At 70.8% G+C, this 17,581-nt stretch carries 19 protein-coding genes; 6 read left to right on the top strand and 13 right to left on the bottom strand.

The window, feature by feature from the left end; all coding sequences use genetic code 11:
• Nucleotides 1-38: 38 nt before the first annotated feature.
• Entirely contained in the window at nucleotides 39-626 is a 588-nt protein-coding gene (locus ETD85_RS02095) for a hypothetical protein (protein ID WP_138687858.1), read from the bottom strand.
• Nucleotides 627-854: 228 nt separating this feature from the next.
• Between ETD85_RS02095 and ETD85_RS02100 the strand changes: the two genes are divergently transcribed.
• Entirely contained in the window at nucleotides 855-1,547 is a 693-nt protein-coding gene (locus tag ETD85_RS02100; protein WP_138687859.1) for a glycoside hydrolase family 12 protein, read from the top strand.
• 133 nt (nucleotides 1,548-1,680) lie between these two features.
• On the opposite strand, the gene ETD85_RS02105 is transcribed toward ETD85_RS02100, so the two are convergent.
• The 6 genes from ETD85_RS02105 to ETD85_RS02130 form a co-directional block, all read right to left on the bottom strand.
• Nucleotides 1,681-2,487 carry an ABC transporter permease gene (locus tag ETD85_RS02105; protein WP_240778803.1) on the bottom strand — a complete coding sequence of 269 codons (807 nt, stop codon included), beginning with the start codon at nucleotides 2,485-2,487 and terminating at the stop codon, nucleotides 1,681-1,683.
• Complete coding sequence (locus ETD85_RS02110; protein ID WP_138687860.1) at nucleotides 2,447-3,250, bottom strand: ABC transporter ATP-binding protein; 804 nt, start codon at nucleotides 3,248-3,250, stop codon at nucleotides 2,447-2,449. Before ETD85_RS02110 ends, ETD85_RS02105 begins: the two co-directional genes overlap by 41 nt.
• Entirely contained in the window at nucleotides 3,240-3,692 is a 453-nt protein-coding gene (locus ETD85_RS02115; protein WP_138687861.1) for a MarR family winged helix-turn-helix transcriptional regulator, read from the bottom strand. Before ETD85_RS02115 ends, ETD85_RS02110 begins: the two co-directional genes overlap by 11 nt.
• 51 nt (nucleotides 3,693-3,743) lie before the next feature.
• Complete coding sequence (locus ETD85_RS02120; RefSeq protein WP_138687862.1) at nucleotides 3,744-4,106, bottom strand: barstar family protein; 363 nt, start codon at nucleotides 4,104-4,106, stop codon at nucleotides 3,744-3,746.
• 9 nt (nucleotides 4,107-4,115) lie between these two features.
• The gene (locus ETD85_RS02125; protein WP_138687863.1) at nucleotides 4,116-4,505 is read right to left on the bottom strand and encodes a ribonuclease domain-containing protein; all 390 of its coding nucleotides are present in this window, start codon (nucleotides 4,503-4,505) and stop codon (nucleotides 4,116-4,118) included.
• A 212-nt stretch (nucleotides 4,506-4,717) separates the two neighbouring features.
• On the bottom strand, nucleotides 4,718-6,061 hold the full coding sequence (locus ETD85_RS02130; RefSeq protein ID WP_138687864.1) for an MFS transporter: 1,344 nt from the start codon (nucleotides 6,059-6,061) through the stop codon (nucleotides 4,718-4,720).
• A 256-nt stretch (nucleotides 6,062-6,317) separates the two neighbouring features.
• On the opposite strand from ETD85_RS02130, the gene ETD85_RS02135 reads away from it, so the two are divergent.
• Nucleotides 6,318-7,214: a hydroxymethylglutaryl-CoA lyase gene (locus ETD85_RS02135; RefSeq protein ID WP_138687865.1), complete on the top strand. Its 897-nt coding sequence runs from the start codon at nucleotides 6,318-6,320 to the stop codon at nucleotides 7,212-7,214.
• Between the two features lie 40 nt (nucleotides 7,215-7,254).
• Here the strand turns inward: ETD85_RS02135 and ETD85_RS02140 are convergent, their stop codons facing one another.
• The 5 genes from ETD85_RS02140 to ETD85_RS02160 are packed head-to-tail and all read right to left on the bottom strand — an operon-like array spanning nucleotide 7,255 to nucleotide 13,510.
• Nucleotides 7,255-7,836 (bottom strand): isochorismatase family protein, encoded by a 582-nt coding sequence (locus ETD85_RS02140; RefSeq protein WP_138687866.1) that lies wholly within the window; start codon nucleotides 7,834-7,836, stop codon nucleotides 7,255-7,257.
• On the bottom strand, nucleotides 7,833-9,677 hold the full coding sequence (locus tag ETD85_RS02145) for a hydantoinase B/oxoprolinase family protein (protein WP_240778805.1): 1,845 nt from the start codon (nucleotides 9,675-9,677) through the stop codon (nucleotides 7,833-7,835). The genes ETD85_RS02140 and ETD85_RS02145 overlap by 4 nt, the downstream gene beginning before the upstream one ends.
• Complete coding sequence (locus tag ETD85_RS02150) at nucleotides 9,674-11,677, bottom strand: hydantoinase/oxoprolinase family protein (protein WP_138687867.1); 2,004 nt, start codon at nucleotides 11,675-11,677, stop codon at nucleotides 9,674-9,676. Before ETD85_RS02150 ends, ETD85_RS02145 begins: the two co-directional genes overlap by 4 nt.
• Before the next feature lie 16 nt (nucleotides 11,678-11,693).
• Complete coding sequence (locus ETD85_RS02155) at nucleotides 11,694-12,890, bottom strand: CaiB/BaiF CoA transferase family protein (RefSeq protein WP_138687868.1); 1,197 nt, start codon at nucleotides 12,888-12,890, stop codon at nucleotides 11,694-11,696.
• Complete coding sequence (locus ETD85_RS02160) at nucleotides 12,887-13,510, bottom strand: GntR family transcriptional regulator (RefSeq protein WP_138687869.1); 624 nt, start codon at nucleotides 13,508-13,510, stop codon at nucleotides 12,887-12,889. Before ETD85_RS02160 ends, ETD85_RS02155 begins: the two co-directional genes overlap by 4 nt.
• A 217-nt stretch (nucleotides 13,511-13,727) precedes the next feature.
• Here ETD85_RS02160 and ETD85_RS02165 point away from each other — a divergent pair, with 217 nt between their 5' ends.
• The 4 genes from ETD85_RS02165 (at nucleotide 13,728) to ETD85_RS02180 (ending at nucleotide 16,709) form a co-directional block, all read left to right on the top strand.
• Nucleotides 13,728-14,159, top strand: coding sequence for a VOC family protein (locus tag ETD85_RS02165; protein ID WP_138687870.1), 432 nt, complete (start codon nucleotides 13,728-13,730; stop codon nucleotides 14,157-14,159).
• Nucleotides 14,160-14,362: 203 nt separating this feature from the next.
• Entirely contained in the window at nucleotides 14,363-15,235 is an 873-nt protein-coding gene (locus ETD85_RS02170; protein ID WP_138687871.1) for a hypothetical protein, read from the top strand.
• Between the two features lie 135 nt (nucleotides 15,236-15,370).
• Nucleotides 15,371-15,883 (top strand): hypothetical protein, encoded by a 513-nt coding sequence (locus ETD85_RS02175; protein ID WP_138687872.1) that lies wholly within the window; start codon nucleotides 15,371-15,373, stop codon nucleotides 15,881-15,883.
• Nucleotides 15,884-16,004: 121 nt separating this feature from the next.
• Nucleotides 16,005-16,709 (top strand): glycoside hydrolase family 130 protein, encoded by a 705-nt coding sequence (locus tag ETD85_RS02180; protein ID WP_206058031.1) that lies wholly within the window; start codon nucleotides 16,005-16,007, stop codon nucleotides 16,707-16,709.
• Here the strand turns inward: ETD85_RS02180 and ETD85_RS02185 are convergent.
• Nucleotides 16,640-17,506, bottom strand: a complete 867-nt coding sequence (locus tag ETD85_RS02185; protein WP_138687873.1) for a LysR family transcriptional regulator — start codon at nucleotides 17,504-17,506, stop codon at nucleotides 16,640-16,642. The two genes, ETD85_RS02180 and ETD85_RS02185, sit on opposite strands and share 70 nt — an antisense overlap.
• Nucleotides 17,507-17,581: the final 75 nt, after the last annotated feature.

The following is a 17,581-nucleotide window of genomic DNA, read 5'->3' on the forward strand; positions in this document are numbered from 1 at the left end:
CCGGCTCCGGAACACCGGGGCCGGGCAACGACCGGCGGCTAGGCGCACCGGAAGGGAATGCCGTCGGTTCGCACTTCCGCGTTGATCGTCCACGGCGAGAAGCCTTCGCTGGCGCAACGCAGGCGCAGCAGCACCGGGCCGTCGTGATAGTCCTGCCGCCAGGCCGCCGGCTGGGCCCAGTGCGGCGGCAGCGTACGCTCCAGGAGCAGCTGGTGCGTGTGGCCCACCTCGATGGCGAATTCCTTGACTTCGCGTCCTGACGGCGGCGCGTCGTCCACCCCGGGACGGAACCGGTAGGGGCCCCAGATCACCGTGTCGAGCTGCTCCTGCGGCACTCCGCCCGGCCGGGCGGTGACCGGCCTGTCGTCGCGGATCATCGGGTGGACGCTCACCCGGTCGAGCAGGTCCGGCCCATCGAGGCGCACGGTGAGCAGGGCCGTCTCGCCCTGCTGGGGCGTGCAGGTGATGACGAGCTGCGGCGCGTGCTGGTGGTGGTAGCGCCGCTCTTCGATGCGGGTGAGAACGGCTGCGGCCTCGGCGGAGGCACGAGCCGCCCGCCAGGCGAGGAATCCCGGGACCGAAGTGATCACGGCGCTGAGGATCGGAGCCACGACGTTGAGTTCCACGAAAGCATCATCGGGCACGGTTTCGACGCAGGGTAGCGGAATGCCAACATTCGGTTATCGACATCGGAGGGTCCAGGTCGCTCGGCCCTCCACCGAAGGACCCGGGAGCCGACCGGCGAAAGTTTCACGCCGGATTGACTGGGTGAGTCAGCAAGCACACAGTGGGGCTGTTATTTAGTTTGGACTCTATCCAAACTAACGAACTGTCATCGGCAGAAGGGACCCACCATGCGCAAGATCGCACGTTCCGCCGTGCCCGTCTGCGTGCTGGCGCTCGTCGTCGGCTTCTTCGCCCCACCGGCCCTGGCCGCCACCTGGTCCTCCACCGACCGATGGGGCACCTGGTCCAACGGCGGCTACACGCTCTACAACAACATCTGGGGCAGCGGCGCCGGCCCCCAGACGATCTGGGCGAACTCCTACAGCAACTGGGGCGTGTGGGCGAACCACCCCAACACCGGAGGAGTCAAGTCGTACCCGAACGCCACCAAGTACGTCGGCAAGCGCATCAGCGCCCTCGGCAGCGTCACCAGCAGGTTCAACGTCACGGTGCCCGGCGGCGGATCGTACGCGACGGCGTACGACATCTGGGACACCGGACACGCGTACGAGATCATGCTCTGGATGAACAAGCGCGGCGCGGTAGGCCCGCTCGGCACCCGCCAGACCGGCGCCACCGTGGGCGGCCACAGCTGGGACGTCTACCGCGGCAGCAACGGCGCCAACCAGGTCTTCTCGTTCGTCAGAACCGGTAACGCCAACTCCGGCACCGTGGACGTCAAGGCCGTGCTCAACTGGCTGCGCACGAACGGCTGGATGGGGGACGTGACCCTCGGCGACGTGCAGTTCGGCTACGAGATCACCTCCTCAAGCGGAGGGATGGACTTCGTCACGAACAGCTTCTCGGTGTCGGCCTCCTGATGCGGCTCGTGCCGCCCGTCCCGCGCGGGTGAAGCCCGCCGAGGCCGCCGCGCGTACGCACCGCCGTACGCACCGCCGTGCGCGGCGTGCGGCCCGGCCTCGGCAGCGAGGACCGCCCGGGACGCGCTCGCGCTCAGCGTGCCAGGCGGGGCAGGAGGAGGGACGCCGCCGTGATCCCGGCCGCCGCCGCGACGAGCAGCACCAGGAAGTCGAGGCCGAGGTGGCCCCCCGTGCCGAGCAGCAGCGAGCGCAGCGCGTCGACCTGGTACGACAGCGGGTTGACGGCGCTGACCGCCTGCAGCCATCCCGGCATCACCGCCGTGGGGTACAGGGCGTTGGAGGCGAAGAACAGCGGCATCGTGATGGCCTGCCCGATGCCCATGAGGCGGTCGCGGGTGAGCACGATGCCGGCGATCGTGACCGACAGGCAGGAGAAGAAGGCCGCGCCGAGCACGACGGCGGCAACCACGCCGAGCAGGCGCAGCGGGTTCCAGGTCATGCCGACGCCCAGGAGGGCGGCGATCAGCAGCACGACGACGGCTTGGATCACCGCCTTCACCCCGGCGGCGAACGCCTTGCCCACCACCAGCGCCGCCCGCGGGGTGGGCGTGACCAGGAGCTTGGTCAGGATGCCCGCGTCGCGGTCCCAGATGATCTGGATGCCGTAGAAGATCGAGATGAACATCGCCGACTGCGCGATGATGCCCGGGGCCAGATAGTCCAGGTACGGGATGCCATCGGTGGGAATGAGATGGATCCTGGTGAACGTCTCCCCGAAGATCACCAGCCACAGCGCGGGCTGGATGGCCCTCGTGTACAGCTCGGACCGGTCGTGACGGATCTTCTGCAGCTCCACCACGCACATCGCGACCGTGCGCGACCAGCCGGTGCGCAGCGGCTCAACTGACGCGGGAAGCCGTCCTACGGGTGCTACGGACACTACGAAAACCTCCCCCTTCTTCGGTCAGGCCGCCGCCCGCCACCTCGCGGAACACGTCCTCCAGCGTCGCGTTCGCGCCGAGTTGCTCCTTGAGCCGCGCGGGCGTCTCCAGCGCCCTGATCGTGCCCTTGTGCATGAGCGCGACCCGGTCGCAGTACTGCTCGGCCTCGTCCATGTAGTGCGTGGTGACCAGCACGGTCATGTCCGTCTCGGCGCAGACGGCGTTGATGTGCTCCCAGACCCCGGTCCGCGCGATCGGGTCGAGCCCGATCGTGGGCTCGTCCAGTATGAGCAGCTTCGGGGCGCTGACCAGCGCCTGCGCCAGCTCCAGCCGCCTGACCATGCCGCCGGAGTACGTCGCCGCGAGCCGGTCGGCGGCCTCCGCCAGCCCCACGGACTCCAGCGCCCGCGCCACCCGCTCGCCGCGCTCCTTTCTGGGGACGTCGAAGACGCGCGCGAACAGCGCGACGTTCTCCCGGCCCGTCAGCCCGGAGTCCGCCGACAGCTGCTGCGGGACGTAGCCCAGCAGCCGCCGGACCCGCATCTTGTCCCGCGCGGCGTCGTGCCCGAACACGCTGACCATCCCCTCGGGCACGGGCAGCAGGGTCGTGACGCAGCGGATCGCGGTGGTCTTGCCCGCCCCGTTCGGCCCGAGCAGGCCGAAGATCTCACCGCGCGTCACGGTCAGGTCCACGCCCGCGACCGCCTCGGTCCCGCCGAAGGAATATCGCAGGCCCGTACAGGTCAATGCGTCATCGCTCATCGAGATTCGCCTCCAAACCCTCGGCGAACCTGCGTAGCGCGGGGATCGCGGCCTCCAGGGCGGCTCTGTCCTGCTCGGGCAGGCTGTCGAGCTGCTCCGCGACCAGCGCGATCCGCCGCTGCTGCCACCGCGTCAGCCGGGATTCGGCCTCGGGGGTGAGCGTCAGGCAGGCGGATCTGCGGTCCTGACCGGTCTCTCTGCGCAGCAGGCCGCGCTTGGTGAGCTGGTTGACCAGGGTGGAGACCGAGTTGCCCGCCAGGTGCAGCTCGCGCGCGGCCGCCGAGACGCCGATGCCGGGGTTCGCGCGCACCAGGCGGAGCAACTCCACCTCGGCGCCGCGCAGGTGCGGCTCTTCGAGGCCGTGGCGGAGGTTGCGCCGCAGGAGCCGGTGGATGCCGGCCAGAAGCCCCGCGAGCGTCTCGGGAAGGTCGTCGGTCCCCATACCCAGAATGTTAGCTCTGCTAAAGAGCTATTGAAAGGCCGGGGGGGCCTGTCACGACAGAGCGGCGGTGACTCGCCGCCTGAGCGGCTCCTCGTGAGCGGGGTCGGTGTGGAGGGCGAGCGTCAGCCCGTCCCCCGCCGCGCCGGCGAAAACCGCCAGCATGGCGGCGAACTGCGCCGGTGGTTCGGCGACGAGCAGCTCCTCGGCGTGCTCCACGACCAGCGCGACCGGTCCCGTGTCGCGCAGCGAGTCGGTCAGCGCGTCCCAGTTGCGGCCGAAGTAGTCGGGCAGGCGCAGCGCCCGTGCCACCTCCTCGAAGAAGCCCGTACGGGCACGGCAGGCCCTCCCGTCCACCACCGCCGGGGCCGGGCCGGTGGACACCGTCAGCCAGGACGGCAGCGGACGTGAGGTCATCGCAGATCCCTAGAGCCGGTAGAAGTCGGTGTAGTGATTGGGCGAGAACCACGTCACGCCGGTGCTGCGGTTGACGACGATCCGGTACGCGTCCCGGGCGGCGCCACGGGACCGGGAGTAGACGTCGTACTCATAGTAGGTAGCGCCGCCGGGGAGCTGGCCCTCCCGGTTGTAGAAGCGCCCGCCGGTGTAGTTGTACCTGCCGTCGGGCCAGGAGTACCAGTTGCTCGAGGTGGGGTAGCCCTTGGACTCCCAGATCGCGTCGGCCGAGCGCGCGTCGGCGCACCTGGCGATCGTGCAGGAGTTGTAGACGGTGGCGCCGGCCGGGGTGATGCCGACCAGGGCGACGAGGGTCACGATGGCCGCCAGGACGGCGGCGAGCCGCTGCGGAGCGCGCACAGAGCCTCCTTGGAGATGCGACAGACACCGTCATATTTACCGACCCTTAGGTGCAAATAGACGAGATGATCCGCAAAAGCATGATTAACACTTCGGGACCACTCCCCTGCCGTGCGCCCGGATCGTCCACGCGTGCCCGCGCCCCGGCTCGCGTACGGCCGGGCGCGGCGACGGCCTCGCGGACGAGGTGGACGGCGGGCTCCCCCGCGTGATCACCGCAGGGCCGCGACGGCGGCCTGCCGATCGTCCTCCAGGCTGGCTCTGCCCCGGAACGCCAGCACCGCGCCCACCAGCAGCGGGATCACGAGAATGGCGTAGGCCCAGCGCAGCGAGCCGGTGGCGTCGGAGAACGCGCCGACCAGAAGCGGCCCCGCCGAGCCGGCCAGGGAGATGAGGAACTGCAGCAGCGCGAACCCGAGCCCCCGCCGGGTGGCGGGCACCACGTCGGCGGTGGCGGCGGTCAGGTTGGGGATGGCCACCAGGAACCCGGCCGTGGAGAGGGCCAGGCAGAGCAGTTGCACGGGCAGCACCAGCAGCATCGCCGCGCCCGCCAGGGCGAGCGCGCCGACGAGCAGCCCCCACGAGCCGACGCTCACCCGCCAGCCCGGCCTGACCAGGTGCCCCTTGTCACCGAGCCGGGCGCCGAGCACGCTGCCGGCGACCATGCCGAGCAGCCCGACGCCGCCGGCCATCCCCGAGGCGACGCCGACGGGCAGGTCGAAGGTGCGCTGGTAGAAGGTGGGCAGCCAGAACATCAGCCCGCCCAGCCCGAAGAAGACCGTGCCGAGCCCGGCCGCGATGGCGCGCAGGGTCCTGATCCGGAGCAGCTCCCGCATCTCGGTCAGGACCGAGCCGCGGCGTTCCGGCGCGGGAGCGAGCTGGAGCCGCCGGCCCGTCCGGAGCATCTCGATGCGGTCACCGGTGCCTCTCTGCGGCTCGCGCAGGGTCAGGCAGAGCAGGGCGATCACCATGCCCGGCACCGCGACCAGGAAGAACATGGTCCGCCAGCCGTAGGCGTCGGCCAGCGCCCCGCCGGCCACGATGCCGACGGGCAGACCGGTGAAATAGCCGAGCCGCTCCAGCGAGAACGCCCGGGTCCGGCTGCTGCCGGGGAAGTAGTCGGCCAGCAGGCTGGAGGCCGCCGGGTTGTAGAGCAGCCCCGCGCCGCCGAGCAGCAGCCGCACGGCGAACAGCGTCGCGTACGAGGTCACCAGCCCGCTGCCCAGGGTCAGCAGGGACCAGACGGCCACCACCAGAGCCAGGGTCCAGGTCCTGCGGCCGCGGTCGGCCAGCCGTCCGGCGGGGATCAGCAGCACGATGCCGGCCAGCGCGGCGGCGGTCGCGATGGCGCCGCCCGCCGTGTCGCCGAAACCGAGATCCCGCTGGATGCCGGCCAGCGCCCCCGCCATCAGGTTGAACTCCACCCGGTCGACGAGGGCGATCAGCGCGACGCAGATCGCGGGCCACCAGCCGAAGGGCGCCGCGGCGGCCAGCCGTACCCGCCGCGTCGCCCTCCCCGCCATGGGGATCTCGACGTAATCGTCAGTGCTGGACATGGGCCCATCGTGGGGGAAACAGCGTTTCCCGTCAACGAATCACGTTTCTTATTCGGAAACCACGTTTCCCACGTGAGGAGACCTCGCGGCACGCGTTGCTCGCACCCATGAGGAGCTCCTGGCCCGCCAGGACGCCAGCCTCGACCGCACGGCCGGATGAGGAACGGTTCCGCGCGATTGTATGCACAAGCTCCAGATCAAGCCCTACGCCCTCCATATTCTGGATCTTTTGCATACAATTTGATATCCAGGACACATGCATCCCTCCGAAGTGAACCTCGTCGAGGTCGGCCCACGGGACGGGCTCCAGAACGAGTCCGTCCTCGTGGGCACCGACGACAAGGTCGCCTATATCGCGGCTCTGGCCGACGCCGGGCTGGCCCGGATCGAGGCGGTCAGCTTCGTCCACCCTCGCCTGGTGCCCCAGATGGCGGACGCCGAGCAGGTGATGGCCAGGGTGCCGAGGCGCGACGGGCTCAGCTACATCGGGCTGATCGTCAACGAGCGTGGCCTGGAGCGGGCTCTGGACTCCGGCGTAGACGAGGTCAACGTGACCGTGGTCGCCACCGAGACCTTCTCCCAGCGCAACCAGGGCATGACCATCGCCGGCGCGCTCGACTCCTTCGCCGCCATCTCCGCCCGCGCGCACGCCGCCGGGCTGGGGGTGACCGCGACGGTCGGCGCCTCGTTCGGCTGCCCCTTCGAGGGCGAGGTGTCGCCGGACCACGTGGCCGCGATGGTGCGGCGCTGCGCCGAGGCGGGCGCGGACGAGATCGCGCTGGCGGACACGATCGGCGTCGGCGTGCCCGCCGACGTGCGCCGCCTGGTCGAGGCGGTGCGGGCGGTCACGGACCTGCCGCTGCGCTTCCACTTCCACAACACCCGCAACACCGGGTACGCCAACGCGCTGGCCGCCGTCGAGGCCGGCGCGAGCGCCCTGGACGCCAGCAGCGGCGGAATCGGCGGCTGCCCGTTCGCACCGGCCGCGACGGGCAACATCGCCACCGAGGACCTGGCCTACGCCCTGCGCAGGTCGCGGATCCGTACGGGAGTCGACCTGCGGCAGCTGACCGTGGCCGCGGCGTTCATCGGCGAACGGCTGGGCGCGCCGCTGCCCGCCCTGCTCGGGCGGGCGGGCGATTTCCCGTCCTGAGAGGACGGTCACGGTGCTCCTGGCGTCCAGGGCGGCGGTGTCAGAGCCGGCGCAGCACGGCCTCCTCGTCCCAGACCTCGCCGTACTTGGCCTGGATGTCGAAGAGGTTCGCCTCGTGCGGCCCCGGGTCCCGGTCGCCGACCGCCTGGCGGATCACCACAGGGACAAAGCCGTGCTGCACCGCGTCCACCGCGCTGGCCCGTACGCACCCGCTGGTGGACACGCCCGCGATGAGCAGCGTGTCCACCCGCAGCGCGGTCAGCGTGGAGGCGAGCGTGGTGCCGAAGAACGCGCTCGCGTACTGCTTGACGATCACGACCTCGCTCCCGGCGGGCGCCACCTCCGGCATCAGCTCGCCCAGCGGGCCGGCCAGGTGCCGCAGCGGCGGCACCTTCCGGTAGAACAGCCCCCCGTCGAGCCTGCCCGCGCCGAACGCGACCCGGGTGTGGATCACCGGCACGCCCGAGGCGCGGGCCGCGGACAGGACCCGGGCGGCGCTCTCCAGGCAGTCCCGCGACCCCATGCACAGGTCCGCGCCGGGCTCGAAATACGCCCGCATCAGGTCGATGAGGATGAGCGCGGGACGCTCGCCGAACGCGAGCGTCCCGTCGAACGGGTTCACGCCCTGGCCGGGGGCCGGGGGGCGGGCAGGCCGGTCTCCTCCTCACAGCGGGCCAGGATCTCCGCCATCGGCGGGCCCATGTCGAACACCTTCGGCTCCGGTCTCGTGCGTTCGAGCTCCGCCCGCAGGTCACCGGTGGCCGCCTCGTCCACCGTGCCGTCGGCCGCGCAGACCACGCCGTAGCGGCGGGCGCCCGCCGCCGTCAGCAGGCCGCGCCGCACCTCCAGCCCGACCAGCGCGGGGTCGCGCACCAGCGGGTCACCCCAGCCGCCGCCACCCCAGGTGACGAAGTGCAGCACGTCACCCGGCCGGACCGGCACGTCGTGCACCTTGCTCGGCAGGATCTCCTTACGGCCGTCCGCCCGGTCGATCCACTTGCGGCCGCGCGCGCCCGGCTCGCCGCCGTTGACCCCCCACGGGTAGGTCAGCCAGCGGTCGTCGTGGATGGCGATGGTGCCCGGCGCCAGGAACCGGTACGCCACGTCCACGCCGTTGCCGCCCCGGTGCAGGCCCGCTCCCCCGCTGTCGGCGACGGTCTCCCAGCGTTCGACGCGGAGCGGGTAGTACGACTCCAGGAACTCGCACGGGATGTTGGTGAACGACGGCCACAGCGAGTGCCCGTCGGGCCCGTCGCCGATCGGCCGGCCGGGGATGCCGCCGAAACCGATGGAGTAGAGCTGGAACCCCTCGCCCGCGTACATGAAGTGGGGTGAGGAGGAGAAGCCGGCCGCGTTCAGCAGGTCGGGCGTCTTCTGCCCGAGCAGCCCGCCGAACAGGTCGAAGATCCGGCCCACGCCGTGGTTGCGGGCGTTGAGCGCGGCCGGGTACTTCGGCTTCCAGAAGCTGCCGTCAGGGATGCGCACGTCGATCAGCGGGTAGAAGCCGTCGTTCCAGAGGATCTGCGGGTCGGCCACCGTGATGAGGTAGATGCCGAAGAACATCCGGGCGAGGTTCTCGTTCAGGTAGTAGCTGATCGGCCCTTCGGCCTGCTCCGAGCTGCCGGTGAAGTCGAGCAGCACCTTGTCGCCGGTCCGGGTCAGCGAGAGCACCAGCTCGTACGGGCCGTTGCCGACGCCGTCGTCGCAGATGTAGTCGGTGAAGGTGAGGGTCTCGCCGTCCGCGAACAGGGTGGTGAGCAGCGTCCGCATCGCGTCGTGGTTGCGCCGCAGCAACGCCTGCAGGGCCGAGGTGTACGTGTCCGCGCCGAAACGGGCGCACAGCTCCTGGATCCGGCGCCCCGCGGTGCGGCACGCGGCCACGATCCCGTTGAGGTCGGCCCGGTTCCAGTCCGGCCGGCGCACCTGGTTGAGAATGATCCGCAGCGCGTCCTCGTTCAGCACGCCCTTGGCGTACAGCTTGAAGGGCGGGATGACCACGCCCTCCTCGAAGATCGTGCGCGCGTCGGTGGGCATCGAGCAGGCGGTCTTGCCGCCGACGTCCGACATGTGGCCGAACATCGAGGCCCAGCCGACCACCCGGCCGTCCACGTACACCGGCATGACCACCAGCCAGTCGTTGGCGTGGCTGATCGCGCCGTCGCAGGAGTACGGGTCAGAGGTGAGCAGCACGTCGCCCTCCTCCACGGTCCCGTCGAACCGGTCGAGCAGCGCCGGAATCGACAGGCCGAACTGTCCCGCGACCATCCGCCCCTCGGGGTCGGCGATGAGCGGGAACTCGTCGTGCTGCTCGCGGATGCCCGGCGACAGGGCGGTGCGGAAGAGCACCTCGTCCATCTCGTAGCGGGCGTTGCGCAGCGCGTTCTCGATGATGTCGAGGGTGACGGGGTCGACCTCGATCTCGGCCGGGGGCGCCGTCGTGGTCTGGATGATCTGGGCCATCATGCCTCCAGTGGCCGGATGAGCAGGCTGCCGCTCTCGTGCACCTCGGCCACGTGGCCGGGCAGGACGAGCGTGGTGGAGTCCATCTCGGTGACGATCGCGGGCCCGTCGATCCGGTTGCCCGCGAGCAGGGTGCCGCGGTCGTAGATCGAGGCCTCGGCCCAGCCGCCGTCGATCCAGATCTCGTGCTTGTCGACGGGCTCCGCGGTGGGACCGCCCTGGGCGAGGCGGACCGGCTGGACGTCGGGGCGCGGTCCGCTCACCGAGGCGCGGGCGCTGACGATCTCGTGCTCGTTGCTCAGCAGGAACGAGAACAGCCGCTCGTGCTCGGCGTCGAACGCCTTGCCCAGCGCCTCCAGCCCGGTGTCCAGGGCGAGGTCGATCGGGATCTCGAAGCCCTGGCCGTGGTAGCGCACGTCGACCTGGTAGGTGACGGCCTGGTCGGCGCGGCCCACCCCCTCGGCCTCCAGGGTGGCGGCGGCCCGCTCGGCCAGCTCGGCCAGCATCTGCCACAGCTCGTCGTCGGTGAGCTGGGAGAAGCGCTTGATGCTGGTCCTGGCCGCCTCGTCGCGCAGGCACGTGGTGGCGTCGCCGTACGCGCACAGCACACCGGGCGATGGCGGGATGATGACCGGCCAGGAGCCGGTGAGCCGGCCGAGCGCGTTGGCGTGCAGCGGACCGGCCCCGCCGAAGGCGACCAGCGCGAATTCGCGCGGGTCGAAGCCCTGCTGGACCGAGACGAGACGGAGCGCGCCGAACATGTTCTCGTTGACGATGTCGACGATGCCCTGCGCGGCGGCCTCCACCGGCAGCCCCATCGCCTCGGCGACCTGCGACACGGCCTCGCGGGACCGTTCCCGGTCCAGCACGATCTCGCCGCCGGCCAGCCGTGACGGCAGGAAGCCGAGCACCACGTTGGCGTCGGTGACGGTGGGGTCGGTGCCGCCCTTGCCGTAGGCGGCCGGTCCCGGCTCGGCGCCCGCCGACTGCGGGCCGACCCGCAGCGCCCGGGTCAGCTCGGGCACGTGCGCGATCGACCCGCCGCCGGCGCCGACGGTCCGCACGTCCACCGAGGCCGAGCGGACGGTGAGGTCGCCGACCTTGGTCTCGCGGCCGACCCGCGGCCGGGCGTCCTGGACGAGTGCCACGTCGGTGGAGGTGCCGCCCATGTCGAAGGTGAGAAAGTCGGCGAAACCGGCCTGCTCCGCCACCCAGGTCGCGCCCGCGACCCCGCCCGCCGGGCCGGACAGCAGCATGTTGACCGGTGCCGCCTTGGCGTTCGCCCGGGAGGCCAGGCCGCCGTCGCTGCGCAGCACGTACAGGTCGAAGCCCAGGTTGTCGAGGTACGTGGCGACCCTCGGCTGGACGTAGGCGTTGGCGACCGTGGTGACGGTCCGCTCGTACTCGCGCAGCTCGGGCAGCACCTGGGAGGAGATCGAGACGGGCACGCCCGGCAGCTCCTCGGCCGCCAACTCGGCGATGCGGCGCTCGTGGCCGTCGAAGGCGAAGGAGTTGATCAGTGAGACCGCCAGCGCCTCGACGCCGCGCAGGGTCCGCAGCTTCGCCCGCAGGTCGTCCTCGTCCAGCGGCGTCACCACCGAGCCGTCGGCGGCGACCCGCTCGACGGCCTCCACGGTGTCCTCCAGCGCGGCGAGCGGCTCCGGTTTGGGCCAGATGATCCATCCGGCGAGGCCGCCGGGCACGAACGAGCGGGCGATCTGCAGCACCTGGCGGAAACCCGCCGTGGTGACCAGGCCCACCCTGGCGCCCTTGCCCTCCAGGATGGCGTTGGTGGCGACGGTGGTGCCGTGCAGGATCTCCCCGATCTCGCCCGGGGAGACGCCCGCCACCGCGCACGCCTTCTCTACGCCGGCCAGAACGCCGATCGACTGGTCATGGGGAGTGGACGGAGTCTTGGCGCGGTAGGTCTGCCCTGACTCCTGATCAATGAGAAGGATGTCGGTGAACGTCCCTCCGACGTCCACCCCGAGCCGATAGCGCATGGGGGGTTCCTCGCTTCTAGATGATTCCGGCCGTGGAAAGGCCGGCGATCTCCTCGGGGGAGAGACCGAGCAGGCCGCCGTAGACCTCCTCGTTGTGCTGGCCGAGCGCGGGCCCCACGCTGCGCACCCGGCCGGGGGTGCCCGACAGCTTCGGCACCACGTTCTGCATGGCCACCTCGCCGAAGTCCGGATGCGGCACCCGCACGATGGCCTCGCGGGCGGCGAAGTGCGGGTCGGCGAACATGTCCTTCGCCGTGTAGATCCGCCCGGCCGGCACGCCGCCGTCGTGCAGCAGCCGCAGCAGCTCGTCGGCCGGATACCCGGCGGTCCAGCCGGCGATGAGCTCGTCCAGCTCCTCCATGTGCTCGCCGCGCGCGCCGTGGGTGGCGTACCGCTCGTCCCCGGCCAGCTCCTTGGCACCCATGACCTGGGCCAGCCGGGCGAAGACGCTGTCCTGGTTGGCGGCGATGAGGACCGCGTCGCCGTCCTCGGTGGGGTAGACGTTGCTGGGCGAGACGTTCGGCAGCACGGGGCCGGTCCGCTCGCGCTGGTAGCCGGCCTGCTGCCACTCGGGCAGCAGCGACTCCATCATCGCCAGCACGGCCTCGTAGATCGCCGAGTCGACCACCTGGCCGCGGCCGCTGCGGTCCCGCTCGTGCAGCGCCACCAGCGTGCCGACGCACGCATGGGTGGCGGCCAGCGAGTCGCCGAGCGAGATCCCGGCCCGCGACGGCGGCCGGCCGGGGTCGCCGGTGACGTAGCGGATGCCGCCCATGGCCTCGCCGATCGACCCGTAGCCGGCGCGCGGCGCGTACGGGCCGGTCTGCCCGAACCCGGTGACCCGGGTGATCACCAGCTTGGGGTTGATCTCGTGCAGCTCGTCCGGCGACATGCCCCAGCGCTCCAGCGTGCCGGGCCGGAAGTTCTCCAGCAGCACGTCGGCCTCGGCGATCAGCTTCCTGAGCAGGTCCTGGCCCTGCGGGGTGCGCAGGTCGCAGGTGACCGACTTCTTGTTGCGCGCCACGACGGGCCACCACAGCGACTTGCCGTGCGGCTTCTCCCTGCCCCACTGCCGCATCGGGTCGCCGCGGCCCGGATCCTCCACCTTGATCACTTCTGCTCCGAAGTCACCGAGCAGCTGCCCGCAGAACGGCCCGGCCAGCAGCTGGCCGAGCTCGATGACCCGGACGTCGTCCAACGGGAGATGTGTCATGCCCTCTTCCTTGGTCCGAGCAGAGACGCGCGGGCCGAGAACAGGTGGGCCCGCATGACCGCCTCCGCCCATTCGGGGTCCCCGGCCCGTACGGCTGCCGCGATCTCGATGTGATGGTTGACGCTGCGCCGCATCGCCTCCTCGTCGAAGGCGCTGTAGGTGCGCAGCAGGATGGGCGAGTGGACCAGCGCGCTGATCGACTGGGCGAGCACGGCGCTGCCACCCAGCCGCACCAGGTCCTGGTGGAACTCGGCGTTCAGCCGGTAGACCGCGTCGAGCTCCCGCCGCCCGGCGTGCTCGCCGAGCGCCACGGCCACCTCGTGCAGCCGCGCCACGTCCTCGTCGGTGGCGGTCACGGCGGCCTGCCGGGCGGCCAGACCCTCGATCCTGGCCCGCAGCTCGAAGATGGTCTCCAGGTCCGCCGCCGGATATTCGACGACCCTGGCGCCCTTGTTGGCGGTGACCTCGACCAGCCCTTCGGCCTGGAGGTGGCGCAGCGCCTCGCGCACCGGGGTACGGCTCACCTGGAGCAGCTGGGCGAGCTCGACCTCGCCCAGCCGGTCGCCGGGCGCGTACCGGCCGCCGAGTATCAGGGCTCTGAGATCATCTATGACGGACATGCATACATCCTCCCGCCGAATGCCCCGATTATGGGCATATCACGGCTTCGTAGCAAGGTTTTTGCATACATAAGACGTGATTTTCGGACAGCTGGATGTTCCTGGCCTCGTTTCGCGCCGGTGCCCCCCAGGCTGAGGCCGGTTGACGGTGGTACGCGGGTTCCTACCGTCGATCCGTCTCTGGTTACGCTCCCGACCGCCTGCGACCGTCGATCGCATGAGCACTTCCTTCTCTCACGACCATGTCGGCCTCAGCGTGACGCGCGAGGACCTCGACGCCACCATCGAGTGGTACTCGGGCAAGCTCGGCTTCGCCGTCGACCAGCGGTTCGACTCCCACGGCAGCACGTTCGTCTTCATCGTCAGCGGTGACGTCAAGATCGAGCTCCTCGCGGGCGCGGCCACCCGCCAGGCGCCGGCCGGTGACGTCCTGACGAGCATGGACCCGTCGCGCCTGCACCATTTCTGCCTCGCCGTCGACGATCTCGACATGACCGTCTCCCGGCTGCGCGACCTCGGTGTGGAGCTGATCGGCGGGCCCATGGAGGTCGCGGCGATCGGTCAGCGCATCGCGTTCGTCACCGACAACCTCGGCAACATCATCGAGCTCGCCGAGCCCGGCACCTGGTCCGCGGGCCGGCAGGACTGATCGCGGCGGCCGAGCCGGAGTCTCCCTCGCCAGACGTCAATCATGCCGCTGCCGGTCCGGCCGCGCTGTGCGCAGGGACACCAAGCCGGTGGGTCGTTGTGCGCAGAGAGATCAACGGCCGGCGGCGATGGTGGGGACGACAGGAATCGCGCTCCCCGTAGATCGGGGAGAAGCCCGCGATCCCGCCCACCAGAAGGGGCACTATGCCCATTGCAGCACGACGCAGCCGGGCGGCTGCCGCGCTACTCCTCACCACGCTGGCCGCCGTCCTCATGGCCGTCCCGGCCGGCGCGTCAACCGCGGACATCCCGAACTACACCCACGCGTCGGACACCAGCGAGTGGTCCTCCGACGACAAGGGCGCCGAGGCCACCTGCCCCGGCGGGACGCACGTGCTCAGCGGGGGCGCCTGGATCGGCGACGCACCCGGTGCGAGCGTCAGCGGCGACATCGTCATCGACGAGATCATCCCGAGCGCCGACAAGGTCAAGGTGTTCGGCGTCGAGGGCAACTCCACCGGGAACTCGTGGACCATCACGGCGTGGGCGGTCTGCGGCTCCGTGCACGGCGCCATCCGCACCCGCTCCCTGGAAACCTCGCACTCCTCACCGCCGTACCACGAGATGACCGTCACCTGCGAGCCCGGCGAGTGGCTGCTGGGCAGCGGATACGAGCTCGAAGGCGCTCGTGGGGGCGCCAGGATGGGCGCCCTCATCCCGACGCTGAACAGCGTGTACGGGGCCGCGAACGAGAAGGCGACGACGTACAACGCGGACTGGTCGCTGCGGGTCTTCGCGACCTGCGCCGACGAGCCGCCGCCTGGGCTGTGGCTCTATTCGGAGACCAGTCCCAGCAACGCCGAGCCCAAGAGGGTCGAAGCCGCCTGCGGCGGTGCCGGCGACCGGCAGGTCGCGCTGGGGAGCGGGTTCGACATCGACGGCGGCCTCCGCGGCGGGATCGTCCTCGACGGCTTCTACTCGATCAACACGCTGTCGCGGGTCGAGACAGCCGAGATGCACGGCGACGACAACGACTGGAGCGTCACGGCGTACGTCATCTGCGCCTGGGAGGACTGACGGCGCACGGTGAGCTGACTCCCCTGCCCACGAGAGACGACGGCCGGGCGGCCGTGAGCGAAAGGGCCGCCCGGCCTCGTCTTGCCCGCGCGAACCCGTTGATGGCACACCCCCTTGAGCCGGAAGGACGAACGCATGATGTACCGGCTCCGCGCCGATCTGCCGCCGCGGCATCCGGCCGCCGTGGCCCGGCCGCGCACCCTGGTGACCGACCCGGCGGGCCTGTTCACCGAGCTGGCTCGGCTGAAGCTCCCGCACGGCGACTACGTCGTGTGCGGCTCCGCCGTCCTGTACGTGCGCAATCTCCGGAGCTGCATGGGCGACCTGGACGTGCTGGCCCGGGGCGCCGCATGGGGCATCGCCCTCGCCCTCGGGGTCGCGCCCACCACGGCCCCGTCCGGCCACGGGCAAGTGATCAACCATCCGGCGTTCGCCATCGAGTTCGTGGACTGCTGGACACCCGGATGGTCGACGCACTACCTGATCGAGACCGCCGACCTGATCGACGGCATCCCGTTCATGCGGCTGGGCGATGTCCTCGCGTGGAAGGCATCCGCCCGCCGGCCCAAGGACCTGCCGGACATCTCCGCCATCGACAACCTGCGGCGCCTGTGGAACGCGCCCCTGACCGGGCCGGTGCCCGGCTGACCGCTTCATGAGCCAGGGCACGCCGGTGGTGTCCGGAGGATCCGTCCAGGACGGCGGTCGAGGTCGTTCTCGAGGTCGACGGCTGCGGGCGAGGATGTCGCGAAGCTCCCGGTAGCGGCGAGTGAAGAACCGGTGGGCCGCGTGCCGCATCACGCGGGTGGCGGACACGTTCTACCTGACCTACGCCGGTTTCGACGGGGCCCAGGCGCAGCTGTGCCTCGCGACGTCGGCCGACCTGCGCGCCTGGACGAAGCACGGCCCGCTCTTCCCCGGCTTCAACACCTGGGCGACCCTGCCGTACGGGCCTGACCGGCCGTGGAGCAAGGCCGGGGTCATCCACCCTGAGCCGATCGACGGCCGGTACTGGATGTGGTGCGGCGAAGGCACCATCCACGCGGCCACGTCCACCGGCCTGCTGCTGTTCCTGACCAACGGCGCGACCGCGTCCTCGCCGGCCGACGTCCGCTACGGCTGCGGGCAGATCGCGGTCGCCCTGGACGACCCGGCGACGGTCGTGGCCCGCACGACGGAGCCGTGGCTCCGGCCCACCAGCTTCGAGGACACCCACGGCATGGTCGCGAACGTCACCTTCGTCGAAGGTCCGCTTCCAGGGGAGGTGGCTCGCCTACTACGGCCAGAGCGACACGACCGTCGGCGTCGCCGTCTGCGACGGGCACGCTCCCGAGCCGGCCTCCTGAGGCGGGGGCCGACCCCCGGGCGACCTCGATCACATCGAGAGCCGCGATCCGACGTCGCTCACCTGGCCACCTCGGCGAGAGTCGCCAGAACGGCGGCGACGGCGGGCGGGTCGGGTGGTTCGCCGTAGGTGACGGCGTAGATCTGGCGCAGGGAGCCGGTGAGCTCGGTGGCGTGGATGTCGGGCCGGCGGTGGGCCTGGAGCGCGAGCCCGGGCAGGGTGGTGACGCCCTTGCCGGCAGCCACGAGGGCTTGGACGACGACCATGTCGTCGCTGAGCGATGCGATGCGCGGGGTGAAGCCTTCCTGCCGGCACACGGCGATCAGCTCGTCCTGGCAGCGCCGGCAACCGCCGATCCAGGCGGAGTGGCGATGGTTGGCGATGCTGTCGCCGGGTTGCCGGCTGATGAGATAGATCGGGTCGTCGCAGAGGTGGACGAGGCGGAATCCCTCTTCTTCCTCAAGCGGGGCGGCGGCGTGCTGGAAGATGAGCGCGAGGTCGGCTTCGCCGTGCCGCAGCATCTGCAGCGCTTCGACCGGGTGACGGTCGATCAGGATCAGCTCGAGTCCCGGGTGGCTCTGGGCCAGCGTGACGGCCGCCTTGGGCACGATCGTGCTCAGCGCCGACGCGTTGGCGGCCAGGCGGACCTGTCCGGACTGCAAGCCGACCTGTGCTGCCAGCTCGTTGGTGGCCGCGTCGACCCGTCCCACGATCTCGGCGGCCCGGATGGCCAGCAGCCGCCCTTCCGGGGTCAACCGGATCCCGCGGCCGACGCGCTGGACGATCTTGGCGCCGGCCGCCGCCTCCAGGCGTGCCAAATGGTGGCTGACCGACGATTGCGAATAATGCAGCTCTTTTGCCGCCTCGGTCACGGACCCATGCCGGGCCAGCGCGGCCAGAACCTTGAGATGGATCAGGTTGAGCATTCATCGACAATATCGATGCAATTGCCGAAATATTAGCATTAGACGTCATATATCTATTGGGTCATGCTGGTGCTC

Origin of the sequence: Nonomuraea zeae (genome assembly GCF_005889725.1) — a bacterium.
Lineage (GTDB): Bacteria > Actinomycetota > Actinomycetes > Streptosporangiales > Streptosporangiaceae > Nonomuraea > Nonomuraea zeae.